Here is a 23,555-nt window from a genome sequence, read left to right as displayed (position 1 = left end):
GCGTCCGCAGCTGCACGAAGCAGCCGGCCGCAGCCCTTCTTCGCGGGCGGGCGCCCGCCCGCGCGTCAAGCGCTTTAAGGGAGGCCGAGCTCCCGGCCGTATTCTTCCGGCGACTTGCCGATCAGCGCCTTGAAGCTCTTGATGAAGTGGGCCTGGTCGTAGAAACCGAGGTCCTGCGCCAGGCGCGGCCAGTCCGGCGCGCCGCGCTCGCGTTCGATCCGCTCGGCCGCTTCCTGCAGCCGGTACCGCTGGATGATCCATTTCGGGCCGACGCCGACGTAGCGGCCGAAGAGGCGCTGCAGCGCCCGTTTGTTCAAGGCGAACCGTTCGACGAGGTCCTCGACCTTGGCGAGCTCCCGGTTGCCGATGACCTCCCGCACGATGTCCCCGACGAGGCGAACGGCTTCGTCGTCGTCCGGCGCCGGGAGGCGCGAGCCGAAGAAGGCTTCCGCCAGCCGCACCCGTTCTTCGTCCGCGTCCGCGGCGAACAGCCGCGCCTCCGCGTCCCGCGCCGCCTCGCCGAACAGCTCCGTCCACGGCACGGCGCGGCCGGTCAACAGCGCCGCCGGCCGCCGCCAGAACGGATAGAAGCCGCCCGGGCGGAATTTGATGCCGAGCACGTCGCCTTCCTTCCGCAGCCGGCGGACGAACGTCCGCGTCGGCACGCCGTACACGCCGGCGAAGCGGCCGTCCCCTTCGCGCTCGAACGCGACGTTGACGCTGGGATAGGACAGTACCGTCTGGGAGTAGGGGGCCTGACCCCGCAAGTCCCAGCGCACGATCCAGTAATGCTCGATATACGGCGCGAGGACGGGAGACGGGTCGATGCGCCGCAGCGCGAACTTTTGCCGGGCCAGATCCGCCTTCAGGATGCCGCGGTCCGATCGGCCGCCGGAATTGTCCCAATCGTTCATGCGATGCCTCCTTCCGCGAGCGCTGTCGCGTTTTTACAATACCGGCCGAGATTGAAGCGCTATACTCGAGACTAGCACCATGATGCCGGGCGTGCAATAAAAAACGGTAGTCATTGCGGACAAGTTTGGAGGCGCATTGGAATGGAAGAGTTGAAGTACGAGCTGTATATCGGGGCGAAGCCGGAGGACGTCTGGCGCGCGCTCGTATCGCCGGAAGGCACGAAAGCGATCTTCTTCGGCTGCGTGCTGGAGACGACGTTCGAGCCCGGCTCGCCCTTCGCGTACGTCGGCCCCGGCAACGACGGGGACCGGACGGTTCACGTCTACGGCACCGTCGTCGACTACGAAGCGAATAAGCGGATGAGCTATCTGGAACATCCCGGCCCGTCGTACCGGGACAATCACGAGGCGCTGGAGACGCGCGTCGCGCTGACGCTGGAACCCGTCGGCGAAACGGTGAAGCTGACGCTCGTCAACGACCTGTGGCCGGAGGGACACCCGTCCTACGCGAATACGAAGCAGAGCTGGCCGATGATTCTGAGCAACGTCAAGACGTACGCCGAGACGGGCAAAACGCTGGATTTCGGCTGGTAGACGGCGCTCCCGCCCGCCTGCCGGACGGATGTCCCGCTGCATCTTCCGCTAGCCAGGGCAGTGCCGCAATCGCGGCGGGCCTTGGCTCTTCGCATGCTTGCCGGCTTCAGCACCGAACGCGAAGCTCCGGCTTTGCCGATTCTTCGGTTTACGGCTCCCGCAGTCGGCCTTTATACTGATGGGACAGCAGGGGCCGCTTATGCGAAGCCCGTCGGCACGCGGCGGGCAAGGCGGCTCCGGACCAAAGGAGTGGTGGAGAAGATGGAGCATTACGTATACGGTCAGCTCGCTTTCGTGCGCGCGCAGACGCTGAAGCTGATGGAGGGCGTGACGGAGGCGCAAGCGGACGTCGTTCCCGAAGGATTCCGCAATCATATCCGCTGGCATTTGGGCCATATCTACGTCGTCTTGGACCGGTACGCGCACAAATACACGGAGCTGCCGCTCCAGGCGCCCGCCGGCTGGACGGCGCTGTTCGAATACGGCACGTCGCCGCTTACGGCGCCGGCGGACGCAGCGTGGCCGACGCTGCGGGAGCTGGAGGAACGGCTCGGTGGCCAGATCGAACGCATCCGCCTGACGTTCGGGGAAGGCATCCGGCAGCCCGTCGTCTCGCCGTACACGACGTCGGCGGGCATGCATCTCGAGACGCTGGAGCAGTTCTTCAGCTTCAACCTCTACCACGAGGCGATGCATCTGAGCACGATCCGCAATTACCGGAAGCTGCTGTCCCTGTAGGGACGGCGGTTTTTTCGCAGCCTCGGCTCGGCGTTCCGGGAGCGCCGGTCCGGGCGCTTCGCGGCGGCAACCGGCTGCGTCCGATTTGGCCGGCGGCCGGCCGCCGCGAGAAGTGTCCATCCCCGTATGCGCGCCTCGGCGGTTCGGGGCGGAACGGTTTCGTTTTGCGCGCGGGCGGGTAATGAACAGTGGGCAGTGCGTTAAGTCCCGATAGCTCGAAGGAGGGGTTCGCGATGAGTTTTCACAACATTCTCGTGGCATACGACGGAGGCATGCCTTCCGTAAAGGCGCTGGATAAAGCGATGGATATGGTCCGGCATTACCCGGAATCCAAACTGACGGTTCTCTACGTCTACAGCGTGGCCGCGGTCGCCGTGGCCGACTCGGTCGTGGCCGTGCCGGCTTCGATCCAGCGCGAGCAGTTTCTGGAAGCGCAGGAGCAGCTGAAGCAGGCGGAGGCGCAGATCGCTTCGATTCCGAACGCGACCTCGGTGCTGCTCGAAGGCAGCCCCGGCGAGACGATCGTCCGGTACGCCAAGCAGCATGACAACGACCTGATCATCGTGGGCAACCGCGGCTTCGGGCCGCTGCGCGAGTTCGTCATGGGCAGCGTCAGCCATTACGTCCTGCAGCATACGGACGTGCCCTTGCTCGTGATCAAGTAACGCAGCCAACCGCCCGCGCTTCGCCGCGGGCGACCGGAACGGTCCGTCAGCCGGCTTGCCGCCGCGCCTGGCGGGCCGTTTTTGCGTGCGGGGCGAGGCGGTGACGAGCGATTACGATCGCGAGCCGCGCATGCCCGGCGGCCGCTTCCAAGCACGCGATTAGACGACTAACGTTGTTCGGTGAGCGGGATCCTAGGCGGCAAGCGGGGAGCAGCGCTAAATCGCTTATGCAAAAAGCAGGAATTCTATGTTATCGTAATTTTGTAATTAAAATTACAACATGATGCAAGAGAAAAGACAGGAGAACAACCATGCCTTCGAAGAAGAAAAGCGTCGTGGTATCCGTCCGGCTGGACGAGGCGGCGCTCGCAGCGGTCGATCTGCTCGTCGAGTCCGGACTGGAATCGAACCGGTCGCGGGCCGCGACGCAGCTGATCGGCGCCGGCATCGGCGCCTCCGCGGAACTGCTCCGCAAGGCGCGGGAGCTGGCGGATCAAGTGAAGCGGCTGCGCGGCGAGATGATCGAGGCGGTCAAGACCGGCAGGACGGACAAAGTGTCCGAGCTGCTGCGCCGGGATCCTTCGCTCGCGAACGCGCGCGGCGAAAGCGGCGAGACGGCGATCTTGATGGCCGCCTATTACCGGTCCGCGTCCGTCAAGGAGCTGCTGCTCGAGCACGGCGCGGAGCTCGGCGTGTACGAGGCCGCGGCCGTGGGCAGCACGCAGCGGGTCGCGGAATGGCTGGAGCGGGAGCCCGGCTTGCTCGGCAGCTATAGTCCCGACGGGTATACGCTCCTTGGGCTTGCGGCGCATTTCGGCTCGGAGGAGACGGCGGCGTACCTGCTGGAACGGGGCGCGTACGTCGACCAGCGCAGCCGCGACGGGAATTTGGACAACATGGCGATTCATGCGGCGATTGCGGGTAACTATCCGCAACTCGTCCGGCTGCTGCTGGGCCGGGGAGCGGACGTGAACGCCGTCTGCGCGGGCAAGTGGCGGCCGGGCTTTGCCGCGCTGCACGTGGCCGCGTACTTCGGCCGCGACGCGATGATCCCGCTGCTGTTGGAAGCGGGCGCCGACCGCGGCGCGCGGACCGCCGACGGCCGGACGGCCGCCGAGGTAGCCGTTTTGCGGGAACATCCGGAAACGGCGAGGCTGTTGCAAGGCGAATTCAACCAGTAAGGGAGAAGATGCACATGGAAGCGAAACCGAGCATCGCGCCGGAGCTTGTCCAATCGTTCGTGGGCAGCGCGCACGGCGATTTGGACCGCGTCAAGGAGCTGCTGGAGCAGGAGCCCGGGCTGCTGAACGCGGCGTGGGATTGGGGCGGCGGCGATTGGGAGACCGCGCTCGGCGCGGCCGCGCACATGGGCAGGCGGGATATCGCGCTGTACCTGCTCGACAAGGGCGCGCGTCTCGACCTCTTCGCCGCCGCCATGCTGGGCAAGCTGGAGATCGTGAAGGCGCTGCTGGCGGACGATCCTGCGCGGAAGGACGCGATCGGCCCCCACGGCATCCCGCTGATCGCGCACGCGCAGGCGGGCGGCGAGGAAGCCGGTTCCGTGGTCGCCTTTCTGCAATGAAGGCCCTGCGCCCGCAGCGGCGGGAGCGGCAGGAGAGTCGCCCCGCGGCTGCCCGATGCCGATGCGGCCGCGGAATGGCTTTGTTAACGTATAGGAAAACGCCCCCGGGGCCGAGTATGATGGAGGTTTTGTCCATTTAGCGAGAGGAAGGAAGCGAGCCATGCAGGAGCAAACGATTTCGACGTTCTTCATGTTCAACGGACGGGCGGAGGAAGCCATGAACTTCTACACCTCCCTGTTCGGAGGGTCCGAGATCCTCCATATCCGCCGGCAGCCGAACGGCAAGGTGCTGCACGCGGCATTTACGCTGAGGGGGCAGCCATTCATGGCGATCGACAACATGCTCGGCATCGAGCATCCGTTCACGCCGGCGATGTCGCTGTTCGTGGCGTGCGAGACGGAGGAGGAGCTGCGCGGCGCGTTCGGGAAGCTGGAGGACGGGGGCCAGGCGCTGATGCCGCTCGGCCCGATCCCGGGCAGTACGCTGTTCGGCTGGGTGCAGGACCGGTTCGGCGTCTCGTGGCAGCTGAGCGTTCCGGCGGCGCAAACCGAATAACCGGCAGGCAGGATGTGCATCCGAGCGCAGCACGGACGCGGGCGAGTGCCAAAAGGGGGCCCTCTTCGAGGCCTCCTTTTTGGCATGCATCTACTCGGATCCGAACAAGCGTTCATTATCCGATCTTGTGGAACGGGGACGCGATCGCGACGGCGGAGCGCAAGGTCAACCTGCAGGGCGCGTTCAACTTCCGCGACCTCGGCGGCTACAAGACGACGGACGGCCATACCGTCAAATGGGGCAAGCTGTACCGCGCGGAAGAGCTTGGCCGCTTGGCGGCGGCCGACCTCCGCTACGTCCGGCGCATGGGCATCAAGACGGACGTCGACTACCGGACGGACGCCGAAGCGAAGGCGATGCCGGACCCGGTGCTGGCGGGCGCCGATTACGTGCGCACCGACGCGGGCAATGCGGGCGGCGCGGCGGACCTGAACGCGATGATCGCTTCCGGTATGATGAAGGACGAAGAATCCGCGGTGCAAATGATGGCGGGCTTCAACAAGCAAATGGTGGACGACCCAAAATTCTACGCGCAGCTGATGGAGCTGCTGAACGACCCGGCCAACATGGCGCTCGTGCAGCACCGCACGGCCTGAAGAAGCAGATCCAGGATCCGAGCGTCATCGGGGCCTTGACGGCGCTGATGGGCGTGCGGAAGGAGTTCCTGCATGCCGCGATCGACGAGATGAAAGCGAAGTACGGCTCCATTGACGGCTTCATCGAGAAAGGCCTCGGAGTGACCAAAGCGGAACGCGCGAAGCTGATGGCGATGTACCTGGAGTAGAGGAAAGCCCGGCTTTTCGGCGCTGCCCGCCCCGGAGGCCGGCCGAAAAACGAAGCATGACAAACGAAAAACGAAACGGGAGACCTCCGTATGGGGGTCTCCCGTTTCGTCGTCCGTCAGCTTGACGGTTCTTGCACGGCCGGCGGCGCCCCGGCGACGAGGTCCGCGACGTTCGTCTTCTGCAGCGCTTCGTCCAGCACGCTCCGATAGAGCGGCACTTCGGGCTGCTGCGCGGCGAGCTGCTCGTAATAGTACGCGACCTTGCCGAAGTAATACGGATACGCGTCGACGGCCGGCACGAGGCCGCCTTCTTCCAGGCGGTAGGCTTCGATGCGGTACGACTGCTCCGAGTCCTGCAGCCAGAGCGCCAGCTCGCATTTGCCGTCCGGCCCGTGCGCCGCCGGCATATCCTCGATCTCCAACCAGTCGTAGACGAAGCCGTCCGGCACGAGCCGCGAGAGACCGGCCCCCGTCCATTGCAAAATATCCAGCTCCACCCGGCCGTCCTCGTATTCCCAGCCGATCAGCAGACTGTTCTGCCCGGTCCGGGCGACGGGCGCCGCCGCCATGTCCGCGACGTAGGCGCCTTTGCCGTTCGCGTGCGCGAACATATGCCATTGACCGCCGTTATTCTTCAGCACGATCAAATTTTGCTCGCCTTGATAGCGGTACAGCGCGATGAGCTCCACCTGGAAGTCGTAGTCGATGTCGGCGAACAAGACCGCCGGCATGTTGGCATGCCGCGTCAGCAGCGCCAGCTCGCCGCCGTACGGTATGAACGACCGGACAATCGAGACCGCGTGGTGCACATTCTGGTTCATCCCCATCCCCCGTTTCCATGTTCTTCAAGACAGCATATGCCGCCCGGGCGGGGTACATGCCAACGAAAGCGGGGAATGGCGTGCAGGCCGCGGAGCCGAAGCGGCCGCGCTGTTGTTGTCCGGCCCCGGCGTGGTGGTATAATGGGAGCAGTGTGATTTTGGCATAAGGAGCTGCGCGGCATGGCATTGGAAATCGAACGGAAATTTTTGCTCGCGGCGGAGCCGGAGCGGCTGGCGGAGGACGGGGTCATCCGCATCCTCACGACGCAGCGGATCGAGCAGACGTACCTCGCGATCGACGAGACGCAGGAGGTGCGCGTGCGGCGGATCGTGGACGCGGCGACCGGCGAAGTGACGCATACGCACACGTTCAAGAACGGCAACGGCTTGTCCCGGGAAGAGATCGAATACGGGATCACGGCGGGCATTTACGGGCAGCTGACCGAAGGGCGCGGCCTCGTGCCGCTGACGAAGGACCGCATCACGGCGGAGTGGAACGGCCGGAAGGTGGAGATCGACCGGTACGATCAGATCCGGCTGACCGTGCTCGAGGCGGAATTCGATTCGCTTGAGGCGGCGACCGCGTTCGCGCCGCCGGATTGGTTCGGCAAGGACATCAGCTCCGAGCGGCAGTACAGCAACAAGAAGGTATGGCGGGATCTTCAGAACCGCGGCCGTTAGCGCGCGGACGCCTGCCGTCAAACGGCCGCGGGGCTCAATGCGAAGCCGATAAACATGGCGAAGGGCACAGCCCTTCGGCCGAAGACGAAAGGACGCGGGCAGCCATGACAACGACGGAACAAGACCGCGTGCTCGAAGCCGCGGAGGCCTATGCCCGCGCCGAGCTGGGCGGGGACGTCACCGGCCACGACTGGTGGCATATCCACCGCGTCGTCCGCATGGCGCGGCATTTGGCCGGGCGCGAAGGGGCGGACGTCTTCGTCTGCGCGCTCGCGGCGCTATTGCACGACGTGGCGGACGAGAAGCTGAACGACTCCAAGGAAAGCGGGATGCGCAAGGTCGAGGACTGGCTCGCCGGCCAGCCGGCCCGCGAAGAGGATCGCGCGCACGTGGTCGAGATCATCGCGAACATGTCCTACAACGGCGGCGCGAATCCGCCGATGCGGACGCTCGAAGGGCAGGTCGTGCAGGACGCCGACCGTCTCGACGCGATCGGCGCGATCGCCGTCGCGCGCGCCTTCGTGTACGCGGGCTGGAAAGGCAGTCCGATCTACGATCCGGCGCTGCCGCCGCGCGAGTCGATGACGCCCGAGGAATACCGCAATGGGAAGAGCACGGCGATCAACCATTTTCACGAGAAGCTGCTGAAGCTGAAGGACCGCATCAACACGCCGTCCGCGAAGGCCATCGCCGAAGAGCGGCATGCCTACATGGCGGCGTACGTGGAGCGGTTCATGTCGGAGTGGGACGGGATCGGGGAGTAAGCCGGACGCCGGTTATGCCGCGGCCGGTACGGCTCCCGGGGCGCCAATCGAAGCTTCTTGCAAGGACGAAAAAGGCTTGCCGGTCCCGCGAACGCATCCGTTCGCGGGCGGCAAGCCTTTTTGGACGTTACTCGTATTTATTGCGCCTGCTCGTCCAGCTCCAGCTCCAGCACGACGGGGCAGTGGTCGCTGCCCATGACCTCGCAATGGATCTCCGCGCCGGTCAGGGAGGGGACGAGCCGCCCGGAGACGAGGAAGTAGTCGATGCGCCACCCCACGTTCCGCTCGCGCACCTTCGGCATGTACGACCACCAGGAGTAGACGTCGGCGCGGTCCGGATAGAAGTGCCGGAAGGAATCGACGAAGCCGGCCGCGAGCAGGTCGGTCATTTTGCCGCGTTCCTCCAGCGTGAACCCGGAGTTGCCCATATTCGGCTTCGGATGCTTCAGGTCGATCTCCTCGTGCGCCACGTTCAAGTCGCCGCAGACGATGACGGGCTTCTTGGCGTCCAGCTCCAGCAGGTAGCGCCGGAAGCGGTCCTCCCATTCCAGCCGGTAGTCCAGCCGCGCCAGGTCGCGCTTGGCGTTCGGCGTATAGACGTTGACGAGGTAGAACGCTTCGAACTCCAGCGTCAGCAGCCGGCCCTCCGGCTCGTAATCCTCTTCCATGCCGTAGCGGACGGAGAGCGGCTCGGCCTTCGTGAACACCGCCGTGCCGGAATAGCCCTTCTTCTCGGCGTAGTTCCAATAGGTCTTGTACGCCTCGCCGTGCTCCAGCTGGATTTGGCCCTCCTGCAGCTTCGTCTCCTGCACGCAAAAGATATCCGCGTCCACCCGTTCGAAATAATCCATGAATCCTTTGGTCACGCAGGCTCGCAGCCCGTTGACGTTCCAAGACACCAGCTTCATGCGGTACAGCTCCTCCACTCCATGTTGGGTCTACTGTACCCGCGAAGCGGCGGAGGTGTCAACCTGTCCGGATCGCCGGGAGTGTCGCGCCTCCCGCGCGGAGCGGCCGCCGGCGGCAGGAGCCCGGCGCCGTTTTTTTGACTTCGCCGATCCCGTTCTTCTATACTATCTTCCAACAGGCATTACGGGGCTGAGAAGGGGATGGGGCGGCATGGCGGGGAAGCGGGGAACGAAGTACGAAAATTTGGTGCCGACGGCGATGGGCATGAACCTGCGGTCGATCGGCACGATGCTGCGGGATCAATTCAAGCGGGATCCGCGGCGCCAGCCGGCGCGGCCGATTCCGGTCGTGCCGCTGTCGCTGCCTGAGCGGGCGCGGCCGGAGGGGATTCGCGCCGCGTGGTTCGGGCATTCGGCGTTCGTGCTGGAGCTGGAGGGCCGGCGGCTGCTGTTCGACCCGATGTTCTCGCCGTCGCCGTCGCCCGTGCCGATCTTCGGCGGCCGCCGGTACAGCGGCGCGCTGCCGCTCGAGCCGGAGGACTTCCCTCGGCTGGACGCCATCGTGCTCTCGCACAACCATTTCGACCATCTCGACAAAGCGTCCATCCGCAAGCTGCGGGACAAAACGAACCGTTTCGTCGTGCCGCTCGGCGTGCGAGGCCTGCTGGTGAAGTGGGGCGTCCCGCCGGAGCAGGTCACGGAGCACGGCTGGTGGGAGGAGCTCGAGGTCGCGGGGCTTCGGCTCGCCTGCACGCCGGCGCGGCATTTCTCGGGCAGGGGGCTGTTGGACCGCAACGGCTCGCTCTGGTGCTCCTGGGTCGTCATCGGCGCGCGCGGCAGGTTCTTCTTCAGCGGGGACAGCGGCTATGCGCCGCATTTCAAGGCCATCGGGGAACGCTACGGCCCGTTCGATCTGACCTTGATGGAATGCGGACAGTACGACGAGCGCTGGGCGAACATTCACATGCTGCCGGAGCAGACGGTGCAGGCGCATCTGGACGTGCGCGGCGGGCTGCTCGTGCCGGTGCATTGGGCGGCGTTCACGCTCGGCTTCCACGCTTGGGACGACCCGGCCGAGCGCGTGCTCGCCGCCGCCCGCGCCCATGGCGTGCGCATCGCCACGCCCCGGATCGGGGAGATCGTCGAAGCCGCCGAGGACGGCTATCCGCAGACGCCTTGGTGGCGGGAGTGGCGGTAGCGCCGCTCGCGCGACGCAGGCGGCATGAAAGATCGCGACTAGCCGAACGCGATTGCGGGAACGTAGTCGAAAGAACGTCAATGAGCCTATGAATCGCAGAAAGCCGGACGTTCCCGCGGGAGCGTCCGGCTTGTTTTCGTACGGCGCGCGCCGCGTGCAAGCCGCAGCCGGATTGCATACTCGCGGCGCGGAAATCCGATACTAACCGGACGGTACATTTTGGCAGGCGGATGGGTGGGGGCGAAACGCAAAAACAGCCGCCCGGAACCAACGACGGCCGCGGCGGAACAGGAGCGTCTGCATGAACAAAGATGGCTACACCCTGCATCACGCCGTCTCGGCGGACGGCACGCGCATCGGCTACCGCCGGCTCGGCCGCGGGCCCGGCCTCGTTCTCGTGCACGGGGCTTTCGTCTCCGGCCACGAATTCGAGAAGCTGGCCGCGGTACTCGCGGACGCGTTCACCGTGTACAATCTCGACCGCCGCGGCCGCCGGTACAGCGGGCCGCAGGGCGACCGGTACGGTATGGACCGGGAATGCGAGGACGTCCTGGCGGTGCTCCGGGCGACGGGATCGTCCCTGCTGTTCGGGCACAGCTACGGGGGATTGATCGCGCTCGAGCTGGCGCGGACGAATCCCGGCGCGGTCGCGCGGCTCGCGGTCTACGAGCCGGCGGTCTCCGTGCGGGGCAGCTTTCCGTCCGGCTGGATGCCCGGGTACAAGCGGGCCATGGCGGAGGGCCGGGAGCTGCGCGCCTTCGTGCGGTTCTTGAAAGGGGTCGGCACCTCCCAGCCGATCTGCCGGCTTCCCGCCTGGCTGCTGGAGCTGCTGCTCCTGCCGACGCTGTACTTCTGGGAAGGGCGCAAGCTTCGGGACAAGCTCCCGACGCTGATTCGCGAGATGGAAGAGACGTTCCGGCTCGACTCCACGTGCGGCGGCTATGCGGCGATCCGGGCCGAGACGCTCGTCATGGCCGGCGGCCGCAGCCCGGACTTCATGCTGACCGGCGCCCGCGCGGCCGCCGCCGCGATTCCGGACGCGCGTCTGCACGTCCTCGGCGGACGGGGGCATAACGCGCCGGAGCTGCTCGGCCAGCGGGCGATCGCGAGGCGGCTGAAGACGTTCTTCGGCGCGGAAGCCGCCGAGCCGCCCCGTTAAACGAAGAGAACCTCGGAAATCCGCCGCGCGCGGTCGAATTTCCGAGGTTCTTCGCGATGTCCTTGCCTGCGATTCGTTGCATGATCGCGCGGCGGAATAGACCGAATGCCGCTTGTTAGTGGCAGCATTTTAACGAAAGCGCGCGCGGAGGAATTCCATGCCGATCCGAGCTTGCGCTTCGCTTACTTCGTGGCCGCTGAACGGGTAGTCGACGATCGTTTTGTCCGCTTCGATCCGGTTGTAGACCGCATAGACCGTCTCGGGCATGCAGACGGGATCCTTCCAGCCGACGGACATCAGGACGGGCGCCTGGATCCGCGGGGCGAGGTTCAGCAGGTCGAAATGGGCGAGCGTCCGCAGCACGGTCCCGAGCCGCTCCGGGTAACGCTTCAGGTACTGGGCGACCTCGGTCAGGGAGCTGGCGGAATGCAGCACGCCATAGTCCATATGGCACTGGTTCGGAATATCCGCGACGACCGCGGCCGCCTTCGGATTGAGCGCCGCCGCCAGCAGCGCGAGCCCGCCGCCCTGGCTGCCGCCCACGGCCGCCACCCTGCCGGCGTCGACCTCCGGCTGCGCCGCGGCGGCGTCCACGGCGCGCGCCGCGTCCAGCGCGATCGCGTGGTAGTACGAGCCCTCCGGTTCCAGCACGTTGCCGGACACCCAGCCTTTGACGGCACCGGAGCGCAGCGGCATCCGGTTGCCGGTCTCGCCGCCTTGGCCGCGGACGTCCACGGCCAGCACCGCGTAGCCCTGCAGCAGCCAGGCGGCGTGCCGTTCGGGGTAGCCGCGGTCGACGGTGTAGCCGGGGAACGCGACGACGCACGGCAGCCCGCCGCCATCGCCCGGGGGCGCCTCCGGCGCCATGAACCACGCGTGAATCGGCGTATCGTCGTAGCCGTCGTACGTCAGCCGGTCGACCGCTACGCCGGGGAACGGGGAATCCGTCCGTTCGCGGCGCGCGCCGAGCGGACGGTTCGCGTCGGCGTCCAGCGCCGCGCTCCAGAAGGCGTTCAGCTCCGCGGGATCGATCGTCGCCGGCGCGTGGTACAGCTCCAGCTCGCGCTTGCGGCGCGCGATGGCATCATTCATCGGTTCGTTCCTCCTCGCTTCTTCTTATAACGGATGCGTTCGTTCTTCGGGGGCGGCCAGCCAGGCACGGCGACCCGGCTGGCGAGCGGCCGCGGCCGCCCACAGCATGACGGCGAGCAGCGCGATCGCGGTGCCGGCGAACAGCCAGCGCGTGCCGTCCGGACCGTAGGCGTCCAGGAACCAGCCGGCGCCTTCGGGCAGCAGCGCGCCGCCGATGCCGCCGCACGCCATGAGCAGGCTCGTCGTCCGCTCCGCCGCGCCCGGCACGGCGCGGTTGGCGAATACGAGCGCGATGGCGAACATGCCGGACATCATGAGACCGACGACGAACGTCAGCACGAAGATCGGCACGCTGTCCGTGAAAAAGGTCATGAGCACGAACAGGACGGCCGCGACGAGACAGGTGCCGAGCAAATAAACGGCGCCTCCCAGCCGGTCGGCCAGCTGGCCGGAGACGAGCCGTCCGAGCACCATGGCGCCCCAGAACAGGCTGAGCACCAGCGTGGCCGACGCCTCGGTCATGCCGTTGCCGGCGACGAGCAGGGAAGGCAGGTAATGGATGTAGCTCATCTCCAGCCCGACGTAGACGACGAAGAACAGGGCGCAGGCCGCGAGCACGATGCCGCTCTGGCGGCGGGAGAACGCGCGGCCGGCCGCGAGCCCGGCGGGCGCATGGCCGTGGGCGCCGCCCGTCTCCGCCTGCGCGGGCCGGTCGAGCACGGTCGGCCACCAAAGCAGCCAGAGCAGGAAGGTGACGGCGCCCATGACGCCGACGATGCCGAAGGACAGCCGCCATTCGCCGGCTTCGATGAGCGCGGCGCCGGCGAACGGAATGATCAGCGCGCCGACGCCGAAGAACGTCTCGACGCGGCTCATGGCGACGTTCGCCTTCGCGCCGGAAGCGCCGACGACGAAGGAGCCGACCACGGCCTCCGTCATGCCGAGCCCGACGCCCGCGAACGGCGCGATCGTCAGCATGGCGCCCCAGGGCGGACGCAGCGCGTAGAGCAGCTCGGCGACGGTCATGAAGGCGATCGCCGCCAGGAGCACGGGCTTCTTGCCGAGCCGGTTCATAAGGCCGGGCGCGCATAGAATGCCGGCCATGCCGCCGAGGAATTGGAACATGACGAGCCGCCCGCCGTCCCCGTAGAGAATGCCGTACGACTTGACCATCGGTTCCATGACGGCGCCGATGGCGAGCTGCCCGAGGCCGATGACCAGGTAGGCGATGCAGCCCAGGATGAGAAGCCTTTTCATAAACAAGTAACCCCCGCTTGATGGACTTCCTTCACCTTAACACAAACCCGGGGGCGGCAGAAGGTGAAAATCGTTTCATCGGGGCGGGGGATCGGGTCGGCGGAAGCGGACGCGCGCCGGGGGGCGGCGAGGCGGCAAGCGGTCGTCAGGCGGCTTGCTTGCGCCGCGGCGCGCGCCCGGTCGCGGCCGATCGGCCGCGCGAACGGTGAGCGGGCCGATCCGGCCGTTCACCGCAGGTCGCTCGGCCAGATCACGAAGGAGCGGTTGTCGCGCTCCGCGCCGAGCGTCCTCAGCACGTCCGCGACCGGCGATTCCGCGATCGGCGCGCCGTTCCACCGGTCGATTTTGATTTTGCTCAGCTTCTGCTGGCGGAGCAGCGCGCGGAAGACGTCCCGCAGCGCCGCGGGGAGCTCCGCGTCCCGGGCGGCGGCGTCCGGCTCGTCCGGCGGCGCCGTCAGATCGACGATGTGCCGGCCGTTGTTCTCGAGCCAGAAGCGCCACCGGCCGTGCTGCAGCACGAGGAAGCTGCCGCTCTTGCGCGCGAAGCCCGCGCCCCGCGCGGCCGGCCAGTCGGCGGCGAGGCCGAACGGGTTGGCCGGATCCGTCGCGGCCAGCACCGTCACGGCGTCGCCCGCCTGCGCGGGCAGCGGACGGCGCACGGCCTCGATGCCCTCGCGCCGGGCGAACTGCAGCGTGCCGACGCCTTCCACGAGCAGCCCGCGCGTCACGACGCCCCACTGCTCGAGCTGCTTCAGCACGGGAAACAGCTCATCCCAGCCGAAGGGCGACAGCTGCTGCACGAGCTCCCGGGAGACGATGCCGCAGCTGTCGAGCAAATGCTGGGTCCAATGCAGCGCCGACGCCGACAGGTCGGAGCTCACGGACCGCAGCGCCTCGGCGCCGAGCTCGCCCGGTACGCCGGCGGACGCGCGGGCGCCCGCGGCGCGAGTCGCGCCGGCGCCGCCGGCAGCCGGGCCGCGCTCAGCGGCCGGGAGCGAAGCCGGGCCGCCGTCGCCGGACTCGCCGTCCCCGGCGTCCGCAAGCGAACCGGTCCAGTACCAGCGCCCGAGGCCGGAGCCCGTGCGGGCGAGCTGCTTGCCCTTGGTCGCGAGCTGCAGCCGGAGCGGCGCGAACTGGTCGTTCGAGACCGCGCCTTCCCAGACGAGGTCGAGCAGGTCGGCGAGCAGCTCGGACGGCGGCTTGCCGTAGTCGCGGCTCAGCTTGGTCAGGAAGCTGGCGCCGCCCGCCCGGAGCAGCCCGAGCAGCCGCGGATGCTTCGAATCCGGCGCTTCGGCTCCGGCCTGCGCCCGCGCCCGGGCGTCCGCCCGCAGCACCGGCGCGTAGAGCGGCCGGGCGTCCGCGAGGAAGAAGGCGATGCGGCCTTCCTTCTCGGTCTCGCCCTTGCGCCCGAGCCAGAGAACCTCGCCCGAAGCGCAGAGCAGGTCGAGGTCTTCCTTGCGGTAGCCGGCCACGCGGGCGGGGAAGACGAGCGACTCCCAATGCGAGGCGGGCAGGAAGAAGCCCTGCAGCCGTTCGATGACCGCGCGCAGCCCGTCGATCCCGCTCAGCTGCGTGCCGGAGAGCACGTGCTGGAGCTGCGACATGTAGGCCATCCAATCCACGGGATCGACGGCCTCGGCCTGCTTGCGCGCCTGCTCCAGCGTCAGCCGGACGAGCCGCTTCGCCACGCCGCGGCTCGTCCAGATCCGTTCGTCCTCGTCCGCGAACGGCGCGTGCTCGGTCCGCTCCAGCGCGACCAAGGTCTCCGCGACGCGCGCGGCGTCCGCGGCGCCGAGCCGCGGATACCGTTCCCGCAGCTCGGCCTCCGTGAACGACAGCCGGTTGTCCGCGAACCGTCCCGCGACGAACGCGATCGCGGCTTCGCTCCGCGGGAACGCGTCGTAGAGCTCGCGTTCCTCGGCGCAGATCCAGCGCCGTCCGCCGCCGAAATCGAGCGCGGCCGCGCGCCCGGCCGCAACCAGCGCCTCCAGCCAGGCGCCCGCGTCCCGCCCGGCCGCGGCGGCCAGCTCCTCGGCGGACTGGTCGCCCCGCCGCTTGAGCAGCGCGAACAGCTCCTCCGCGTTCGCGGGCGCGATCGGCCCCGCCTCCAGGCGCGCGGCCTCCTCTCGGGCGACGGCGGGATCGACCGCCCGCCGCACCGCCTCCTCGCCGAACAGCTGCCCGGCGAGCGCCTTGCTGACGCCGAGCAGCTGGAGCTGCGTCGCCTCGCTCAGGCCGTCGCCCTCGTAGAGCATCGCATTGGCGTAATCGGCGATGAACTGCGCGGCGAACGGCGACGGCGCCCGCGTTTCCTTCGCGAACACTTCGATGCGGCCGTCGGCCGCGGCGTCCAGCAGCGTTTTCAAACCCTCCGCGTCCAGATAGTCGTGCAGGCACTCCCGCATCGCTTCCGCCAGATAGGGAAAATGCTCCGCGTATGGCAGCGCCTGCTTCAGCAGCTCCTCGCTGCGCAGCCGCTTCTGCCACATCGGCGTGCGCGTGAAGCTGCGCGACAGCAGCAGCGACGTCTCCGCGATCCGGCGGAACGCCACGGCGAGCAGGGGGGAGCCCGCGATCGCCTCGGTCAACAGCATTTCTACGCCGCCGGCCGTCAGCTGCCGCAGCGTCTGCAGCCAGGACGCGTCCCAGTCCGGCACGACGAGCTCGATGCCGTTGTCCTTGGCGTTGCCGTACATCGAATAGGGGAGCAGCCGCCCGAAATGCCGCTGGATCGCCAGCAGCCACGTCCGGTTCAGGCGGCGCCCGAACGGGCTATGGATGACGACGCGCGTCTGCTGCATCAGATCGCGGTAATATTCGACGATGATCCGCCGCGCGGTCGGCAGCCCGAGCGCCCGCTGCTGCGCTCTTACGAGCTCGATCAGCTCGGAGGCCGCGTAATGGTCGAGCCCGTAGTCGGCGTCCAGCCAGGCGGCCGCCGCCTCTTCGAGCGCGCGCGTTTCCTCCGGGGCGGGATCGGCATCGTCGTTCAGCCGCAGCCGGCTCGCGAGTTGGTCCAGAAATTCGCCGAGCCGCGCGCCGACCTCGACGCTCCGGCTGCTCGCTTCCGCCTTCCAGAACGGGATCTCGCTGAAGCGGTTGGGCGCCTCCTGCACGTAGACGCGGTCGTTCTCGATGCGGCTGATCATCCACGAGCTCGTGCCCAGCTGGAACACGTCGCCGGCACGGCTCTCCGCGATGTATTCTTCGTCCAGCTCGCCGAGATGGACGCGGCTGTCCGCATGGTGGACGGGGTAGGCGGAGCTCGACGCGATCGTGCCCGCGCCGGTGACGGACGCCATGGCCGTGTTCGCCCGCTTGCGCAGCGTGTCCGTATCCCGGTCCCAGTCGATGAGCGGGCGGGCGAACGGGTAAAAGCCGGACAGCACCTTCAGCGCCGCCTCGAGCCGCTCGCGCGGGAAGCCGCGGTAGCATTCGCTGCGCGCGACGAGGCCGTGCAGCGCGTCCACGGTCACGTCCGCGGCGGCGACGACGGATACCGCGTGCTGCGACAGCACGTCGAGCGGCTCCCGCGGCAGGACGATCGCCTCGATCTCCCGGCGCGCGATGCTGCGGCACAGCACCGCGGCTTCCGGCAGCTCGCCGCGCTGGCGCGCCACGATATAGCCGCGGCTGACGTCGCCGACGGCATGGCCGGCGCGGCCGATGCGCTGGATGCCCGCGGCGGCGGCCTTGGGCGAGTCGACCTGGATGACGAGGTCGACGTGGCCCACGTCGATCCCGAGCTCGAGCGAGGAGGTCGCGACGAGGCAACGCAGCTCGCCGGTTTTCAGCATCCGCTCGACCTCGAGCCGCCGCTCCCGCGCCAGACTGCCGTGGTGGGCGCGCGCCAGCTCGCGGCCGGCATGCTCGTTCAGCCGCAGCACGAGCCGCTCGCACAGCCGGCGGCTGTTCACGAACAGCAGCACGGACCGCGCGCCTTCCATGAGCGCCATGAGCCGCTCGACGAGCGGCTGCCAGATGCCGTCGCGCGTGCGCGGGGGCCGGCTCAGGTCCGGCATCGTCACCCGGACCGCGATCGCCTTCGTCATCGCGCTCTCGACGATGACGACCGGCCGGGGCGCGTAACCGAGCGGGTGCGCGGCGCGGGCCGCCGCCGTCTCCGCGTCCGGCTCGGCGTCGCCGACGGGCGCGGCGCCGGGCGCTCCGGCATCGGCGGCCGCCTCCGCGCTCCCCGCGCGCTTCGCGTCCTTGGCGCCGACCGTACCGGTTCGGGCGTCCGCTTCCCCGCGCGCCCCGTCGGCCGCCGCGGCACCGCGCGCGCCCGTCCGGCTTCCGGGCGTGTCCGCCACGGCCCCGCCCGCGCGCCCCGCGTCCGCTTCGCCCTCGCCGGCCGGCGCCCAGCCGCCCAGAAACCGGGCGACCCGGCTGAGCGGCTTCTGCGTCGCCGACACCCCGATGCGCTGCACCGCGCGGGGCGCCAGCGCCGCCAGCCGCTCCAGCGACAGCGACAGGTGCGCGCCGCGCTTGTCGCCGGCGAGGCTGTGGATCTCGTCGACGACGATCGCTTCGGTCAGGCGCAGCATCTGCCGGCCCTTGTCCGACGTCAGCAGCAAATAAAGCGACTCCGGCGTCGTCACGAGCACGTCGGGCGGCCGGTTCGCCATGCGCGCCCGCTCGGCCGGGAGCGTGTCGCCGGTGCGGACCGCGGTGCGGATGCCCGGCCAGGCGCCGTGTCCGGCCTCGGCGCCGTACGTCTCGATCTCGCCGAGGAAGCCGACCAGGTGATGCTGGATGTCGTTGTTCAGCGCCTTGAGCGGCGTGACGTACAGCACGCGCACGCCGGCCGGCCAGCCCGCGCCATGGGCCAGGGCGGCTTCCTTGGCCAGCGCGACGCGGCTCAGGCAGGGCAGCAGCGCGGCCAGCGTCTTGCCGGAGCCGGTCGGCGCGGCGATCAGCGTATGGCGGCCGGCGGCGATCGCCGACCAGGCGTCCCGCTGCACGGGCGTCGGCTCGCCGAACGCGCGGCCGAACCAGCCGGCGAGCGTCGGGTGGAAACCCGCGAGCGGGGAAGAGGAAAGGGACATGCGTCAGCAGCTCCTTTTGGTTACGTCGTTCGTCATGTTCGATCTCGCGCGGCGGGGGATTTCCTTACGGCAACCGGCTGGAAAATCCTGCGGCGCGCTTTCTTACCACGATAACACAATCGCGGCGCAGGCGAAAATCCGCCCGCGGTCCGCCGGACGCCGGCAAAAGAAAGACCGTTCTCCGGACAATGTCCGAAGAACGGTCTCTGCCGCTAGCGCCGAAGTCGGGCGCGGGGGTTATTCAATCAGCTTCGCCCGCTGCAGCAGCTGGCGGAGCGCGACGGTCGCCATGTCGCGGGTCGTCGGCTCGTCCGGACGGAAGTACGAGACGCCGCCGAGCGACATGCCCTGCATGATGCCCGCGTCCGTCACCGCCGCGATCGCGTCCTTGGCATAGCCGGCGATCTCGGCGTCGTCCCCGTACGCGACGCGGGACGGCGTGCCGGCCGGCTTGACGCCGAGCAGGTCGATCGCGCGGGCCAGCATGACGCCGAGCTGCTCGCGCGTGACGGGGTCGTTCGGCCGGAAGCTGCCAGCCCCGTAGCCCGTGACGATGCCCGCGTCGTAAGCGGCCGCGACGTCCTTCGCGAACCAGTCCGCCGGCTTCACGTCGGCGAACATCCCGTTCGCCGGCGCGTTCAGGCCGAGCGCGCGCGTCAGCATCGCCGCGAATTCGGCGCGCGTCACGGTCTTCTTCGGCGCGAACGCCGTCGCCGACGTGCCGTTCACGAGCAGCTTGCGGGCCATCGCTTCGATCTGCGACTGCGCCCAGCTGCCTTGAATATCGGCGAAGCGCACGTCGCGGCTGACCGCGGCGTACGTCGAGAAGCCCGGACGGCCGACGGTGACGACCGTCGTCCCGTCCGCCTGCGGCGCGAAGACCGATGCGGCCGCGAAGACTTCGCCGTTCTCTTCGTAGCGCACGCCGGCCGTATTGGCCGCGATGCTGCCCGGCACCGTGAACGAGCGGGCGATCCGCTGCCCGGCCGGGACCTCGAGCGGCGTGGAGCCGGTTCCGTTCAGGACGCTGGCCGTGAAGGCAATGGGCTTGCCGATCAGGACGCCGTCCGCGCCGACGGAGAAGGCGCCCGCTTCCTGCGGCGCGATGACGATCTCGAGCGACACGCCCGCCGGGACGTTCGCCAGCAGGGCGGCCGGAATGGCGATCGCGGCGTCTCCGCCGCTCACGATCAGCGTGCTGCCGGCCGGCGCCGCTGCGATCAGCGCCGCTTGCGCGCCGCTAACGGCGAAGGTCGCGCTCTTGCGGTCCGGATTCGCGACCGGCACGACGATCGCCGCCGGAGAGCTGCCCGCCTTGTCGAGCGCCGCCTTCAGGCCGGCGTCGGCGATCGCGGCGCGGATGCCGCCGTTCGCGTCGGTCGCCGCCGGCGTCACGGATACTTGCTTTTGTCCCTGGGCGATGACGGCCGCGACCGACGGGGTCGGCGTCTCCGCGGCAGGCGGCGCCGGCGGCGTCGGCGTCGTGACCGGCGGAACGTAGACGTTCTCCGCCGGAATGGCGACGGGAACCTTGACCGTCGCGAAGTTGTCGGGATTGGCGGTCTGCGCGATGCGGACCGTCAGGTCGACCTTGGCGTCGGCCGAGCCGCCGCCCGGACGCTTCAGCAGGACGTTGTCCTTGACGTAGCTTTCGTCGCTGCTGGCGGAGACGGTATACGCGTAGCCCTCCGTCTCCGGCAGCGTCAGCACCTTGGCGCCGACCGACGTGACGTTGACGGCCGTCGGCGCGAAGTCCTTCGCGACCAGCGACAGGGCGGCTTCGTCCTCGCCTTGGATCCGGTATTGGCCGACGGCCTCGTAGACGGCCTTCGCTTTGTAGTCGTTGTCCAAGAAGGCTGCAAGCACGTCCAGCTTGTAGGTGCCCGGCTTCAAATGCTTGATGACCGGATTGCCGTCCTTGTCCGCCTCGTCGTCGATGTATTCGTCGTTGATGTCATCGATGGTATAGTCGCCCGGCTCGAACGGCTGCAGCTTTCCGGCTCCGTCCACGTTCGCTTCGGCATACAGCGTGCCGACCAGTTCATCGTTCAGATCGAATACGTCGATTTCGAAGTAATTCGCGTCCTCCGCCGTCAGCTTGAAGGAGACCGACGTCGAATCCTGATAGTCGTCCCCGTTCGGCGAGACGGTCGGCGGATCGGCGACGACGTCTTGGACGCCGAAGCCGTTATCGGCACGTTCGTCGCCCACGTGCACGACGAACGGCAGGTGAAGCGCGGGCTGCCCGTCGCCGCTCTCCAGCAGCACTTCGCCTTCGTACCGGCCGTCCGGCGCGTCCGCGGCCGGGGTCGCCGTCAGCCCGAACTCGGCGGCGCCCGCCGCGCTGGCGGTGATCGTGCCGCCCGCCCCGAGACCGGTCAGCGCGAGGCCGAGTTTGGAGGCGTCGCCTTCCTTGAAGGTTCCGCCGCTATCCGACAGATCGTCGTGCAGGACGACGGAGGCCGTATACGTCACGGGCTCGCCGGAGAAGTTCTTCAGCGTCAGCGGCTCCGACTTCGTCTCGCCGGGCTGCATCAGCCCGAAGCTGGCGGAGGAGCCGTAGTTGACGACCTCGTGCTCGTTCATGTAAGCGTCCATGATCGAGATGTGGTCGATCGTCTCCAGCAGGGCCGGGGTGTCGAGCGCCTTGGAGACGTCGACGCGGCCCGCGCCCTGCGTATAGGCGTCGTACGCATGCCCCTCGCCGTCCGTCAGCTCGGCGGCCGTATTGGCGAGCGCGGCCCGGACGTCGAACGGCGTCCATTCCGGGTGCTTCTCCTTCAGCAGCAGCGCGAGGCCGGCGACGTGCGGGGTCGCCATGCTCGTGCCGCTGATGCGGTTGTACGCGTCCCGGTACGAGACGTCCGGCTTGTCTTTGCCATAGGCCGGCCACGTCGAGAAAATATTGTTGCCCGGCGCGACGACGTCCGGCTTGATGCTCCAATCGGCGTCGGAGTTCGGGCCTTTGGAGCTGAAATCGGCGATCCGGTCGCCCTCCGCGCCCACGGCCCGCTCGAAGGACGCGCCGAACGCGAAAGTAAGCGCCGTTTCCGGCTGGGCCAGCACCTGCTTGGCCAGCTTGCGTCCGTAAGCGCCTTCCATGTCGAAGGTCGGAATGAACGCCGGGGAATCGCCGAGCAAGGCGTTGATGAAGCCGTTGCGGTCCTTGATGTCGTCGCTCAGGTTCGGCGCCTTCCCGTCGTTGATGCCGTTGAACACGATGACCGCTTTCGCGCCGTGCGCCTTGGCGATGGCGATCTTGTCGACGAACGCGAGGTCGCCGCGGGAGAGGAGGACGACCTTGTCCGCGGCGTCCTTGCCGGCGTAGTCCGCGTCGTAGCCGAGTCCCGCGTAGACCGCGCCGATCGGCTCCGTGCCCAAGTAGGCGGCCAAATCCTCCTGTCCCGTCCGCCAGCCCATCGCTTGGATGCCGACCGGATGCCCGTCGTCGAACGGGCTGGCGACGGTGCCGGTGAAGTACGGCGATTCCGTCGTCGCCGCCCCGACCGAGATGGCGAGCTGGGAGCTCGCCGGCGAACCCATCGTGTAGTAAGCCGGCCCGGCGTTGCCGTTGGCGATGACCGCCACGACGCCCGCGAGCACCGCGTTGTTGATGGCCGCGGCGTCCGGCGTGTTCACGTCCTTCTCGAGGTCCGAGCCGAGCGACAGGTTGATGACGTCCATGCCGTCCTCGACGGCCCGTTCGATGCCTTCGATGACCTGCGCGGACGAACCGCTGGAACGGCCGGAGTCGATATCGAAGCCGAGCACCTTGTACATATGGAGGTCGGCGCCGTAGGCGACGCCCTTCTGCGCGTATTCCGCGTTCGCGCTGCTCGCCCTGCCGGCGATCGTGCCGGAGACGTGCGTGCCGTGGCTGGTGCCGAGATTTTTTACGGCCGGGTTCGGGATTTCCTCGTACGGGTCGTCGTCGTCGAAGTAGGCGTCGTACCCGCCTTTATAGGCGCCGGCCAAATCGGGATGCGCGTAGTCGATGCCGGTATCGATGACGCCGACCTTCAGTCCCGCGCCCGTGTAGCCTTCCGCCCACGCCTTGTCCGCCCCGATCTGCTCCAGCGGCAGGTTGTCGTAGTAGAGCGGCTTGGTCGGATCGCCGACCGGCGCGACGTCCGGCACGCTGTAATAGGTGCGGTTCTCGAACACGGACGTGACGCCGGGCAGCGCGGCCAGCGCCGGGATCTCGTTGGCCGCGATCGTAACCTCGAGGCCGTTCAGCACGGTGTTGTATTGATGGTTGACGGTCATGTCGAGGCCGGTGGTCCGCGCCGCTTGGATGAACGACGCCTGTTGGCTGTCGGCGGCTTTCCGCGCGGATTCTTCGGTCAGCGTCGCGATGCCGTTCGCGCTGGCGAAGCTGCCGACGGCGCCGGGCTCGCCCGAGAGCGTCACGATGACGCGCGTTTGGGCGGCGGAGGCGGTGTCGATGCGGGGGGAGACGTACCCGCGGATCGGCGAGGACGGGTGTTTCGGTATCGCGCCCGCGAGGGTAATGGCGGTTGTGCTTGTGCCGGAAGCGCTGGCAGGATAGGGGAGACTCATCCCCGCGGTCAACGCCGCCGCCAGGGAGATCGTGAGCAGTTTCCGGATTGCGTTACGGTTTCGCAATGAACATGCACGCCCTTTCCAAGCTTGAGGTATGAAATGCGATTCTATAAGTCTTGTAAACGCGGGAAACCTATTATTTACAATTAAATAAGGGGCTGGAAAAGTCAATAAAGATTATTCAAAATTATTTAACAATTTAAATAATTGAATCGTTGGAACTAGAACGGC

At 68.0% G+C, this 23,555-nt stretch carries 19 protein-coding genes; 12 read left to right on the top strand and 7 right to left on the bottom strand.

Going from position 1 to position 23,555, the window contains the following annotated elements; genetic code table 11:
• Positions 1 to 74: 74 nt before the first annotated feature.
• The gene (locus tag BMZ79_RS28425; protein ID WP_090647178.1) at positions 75 to 914 is read right to left on the bottom strand and encodes a helix-turn-helix transcriptional regulator; all 840 of its coding nucleotides are present in this window, start codon (positions 912 to 914) and stop codon (positions 75 to 77) included.
• 141 nt (positions 915 to 1,055) lie between these two features.
• Between BMZ79_RS28425 and BMZ79_RS28420 the strand changes: the two genes are divergently transcribed.
• From BMZ79_RS28420 to BMZ79_RS34545, 8 genes are all read left to right on the top strand, one after another.
• The gene (locus BMZ79_RS28420) at positions 1,056 to 1,508 is read left to right on the top strand and encodes an SRPBCC family protein (RefSeq protein WP_090647176.1); all 453 of its coding nucleotides are present in this window, start codon (positions 1,056 to 1,058) and stop codon (positions 1,506 to 1,508) included.
• Between the two features lie 261 nt (positions 1,509 to 1,769).
• A complete protein-coding gene (locus BMZ79_RS28415) occupies positions 1,770 to 2,246 on the top strand; it encodes a DinB family protein (protein ID WP_177222392.1) in 477 nt (158 codons plus the stop codon).
• A 233-nt stretch (positions 2,247 to 2,479) separates the two neighbouring features.
• Complete coding sequence (locus tag BMZ79_RS28410; RefSeq protein WP_090647172.1) at positions 2,480 to 2,911, top strand: universal stress protein; 432 nt, start codon at positions 2,480 to 2,482, stop codon at positions 2,909 to 2,911.
• Between the two features lie 311 nt (positions 2,912 to 3,222).
• Positions 3,223 to 4,092: an ankyrin repeat domain-containing protein gene (locus BMZ79_RS28405; protein ID WP_090647170.1), complete on the top strand. Its 870-nt coding sequence runs from the start codon at positions 3,223 to 3,225 to the stop codon at positions 4,090 to 4,092.
• A 14-nt stretch (positions 4,093 to 4,106) separates the two neighbouring features.
• On the top strand, positions 4,107 to 4,493 hold the full coding sequence (locus BMZ79_RS28400; RefSeq protein ID WP_090647167.1) for an ankyrin repeat domain-containing protein: 387 nt from the start codon (positions 4,107 to 4,109) through the stop codon (positions 4,491 to 4,493).
• A 160-nt stretch (positions 4,494 to 4,653) separates the two neighbouring features.
• Positions 4,654 to 5,049, top strand: coding sequence for a VOC family protein (locus BMZ79_RS28395; protein WP_090647164.1), 396 nt, complete (start codon positions 4,654 to 4,656; stop codon positions 5,047 to 5,049).
• 125 nt (positions 5,050 to 5,174) lie between these two features.
• Positions 5,175 to 5,645: a tyrosine-protein phosphatase gene (locus BMZ79_RS34550; protein WP_177222391.1), complete on the top strand. Its 471-nt coding sequence runs from the start codon at positions 5,175 to 5,177 to the stop codon at positions 5,643 to 5,645.
• Positions 5,646 to 5,692: 47 nt separating this feature from the next.
• Complete coding sequence (locus tag BMZ79_RS34545) at positions 5,693 to 5,833, top strand: tyrosine-protein phosphatase (RefSeq protein WP_256253193.1); 141 nt, start codon at positions 5,693 to 5,695, stop codon at positions 5,831 to 5,833.
• 116 nt (positions 5,834 to 5,949) lie between these two features.
• Here the strand turns inward: BMZ79_RS34545 and BMZ79_RS28385 are convergent, their stop codons facing one another.
• A complete protein-coding gene (locus tag BMZ79_RS28385) occupies positions 5,950 to 6,654 on the bottom strand; it encodes a hypothetical protein (protein WP_143089141.1) in 705 nt (234 codons plus the stop codon).
• A gap of 180 nt (positions 6,655 to 6,834) precedes the next feature.
• On the opposite strand from BMZ79_RS28385, the gene BMZ79_RS28380 reads away from it, so the two are divergent.
• Both BMZ79_RS28380 and BMZ79_RS28375 read left to right on the top strand, forming a co-directional pair.
• Positions 6,835 to 7,335: a CYTH domain-containing protein gene (locus BMZ79_RS28380; protein ID WP_090647157.1), complete on the top strand. Its 501-nt coding sequence runs from the start codon at positions 6,835 to 6,837 to the stop codon at positions 7,333 to 7,335.
• 104 nt (positions 7,336 to 7,439) lie between these two features.
• Positions 7,440 to 8,099, top strand: coding sequence for an HD domain-containing protein (locus BMZ79_RS28375; RefSeq protein WP_090647154.1), 660 nt, complete (start codon positions 7,440 to 7,442; stop codon positions 8,097 to 8,099).
• A 137-nt stretch (positions 8,100 to 8,236) separates the two neighbouring features.
• On the opposite strand, the gene BMZ79_RS28370 is transcribed toward BMZ79_RS28375, so the two are convergent.
• On the bottom strand, positions 8,237 to 9,007 hold the full coding sequence (locus tag BMZ79_RS28370; protein WP_090647151.1) for an exodeoxyribonuclease III: 771 nt from the start codon (positions 9,005 to 9,007) through the stop codon (positions 8,237 to 8,239).
• Between the two features lie 211 nt (positions 9,008 to 9,218).
• On the opposite strand from BMZ79_RS28370, the gene BMZ79_RS28365 reads away from it, so the two are divergent.
• A complete protein-coding gene (locus BMZ79_RS28365; RefSeq protein WP_090647149.1) occupies positions 9,219 to 10,205 on the top strand; it encodes an MBL fold metallo-hydrolase in 987 nt (328 codons plus the stop codon).
• Positions 10,206 to 10,506: 301 nt separating this feature from the next.
• Positions 10,507 to 11,364, top strand: a complete 858-nt coding sequence (locus BMZ79_RS28360) for an alpha/beta fold hydrolase (protein WP_090647146.1) — start codon at positions 10,507 to 10,509, stop codon at positions 11,362 to 11,364.
• Between the two features lie 129 nt (positions 11,365 to 11,493).
• Here the strand turns inward: BMZ79_RS28360 and BMZ79_RS28355 are convergent, their stop codons facing one another.
• From BMZ79_RS28355 to BMZ79_RS28340, 4 genes are all read right to left on the bottom strand, one after another.
• A complete protein-coding gene (locus BMZ79_RS28355; protein ID WP_090647143.1) occupies positions 11,494 to 12,456 on the bottom strand; it encodes an acetylxylan esterase in 963 nt (320 codons plus the stop codon).
• 24 nt (positions 12,457 to 12,480) lie between these two features.
• Positions 12,481 to 13,713: an MFS transporter gene (locus BMZ79_RS28350; RefSeq protein WP_256253192.1), complete on the bottom strand. Its 1,233-nt coding sequence runs from the start codon at positions 13,711 to 13,713 to the stop codon at positions 12,481 to 12,483.
• A 227-nt stretch (positions 13,714 to 13,940) separates the two neighbouring features.
• Positions 13,941 to 18,761, bottom strand: a complete 4,821-nt coding sequence (locus BMZ79_RS28345; protein WP_090647142.1) for a DEAD/DEAH box helicase — start codon at positions 18,759 to 18,761, stop codon at positions 13,941 to 13,943.
• Positions 18,762 to 18,998: 237 nt separating this feature from the next.
• A complete protein-coding gene (locus tag BMZ79_RS28340; RefSeq protein WP_090647139.1) occupies positions 18,999 to 23,387 on the bottom strand; it encodes a S8 family serine peptidase in 4,389 nt (1,462 codons plus the stop codon).
• Positions 23,388 to 23,555: the final 168 nt, after the last annotated feature.

Source organism: Paenibacillus sp. UNC496MF, assembly GCF_900113915.1.
Taxonomy (GTDB): domain Bacteria; phylum Bacillota; class Bacilli; order Paenibacillales; family Paenibacillaceae; genus Paenibacillus_Z; species Paenibacillus_Z artemisiicola.
Note: the sequence above shows the minus strand (reverse complement) of the source record. Positions and strands in the feature narration are given on the sequence as shown.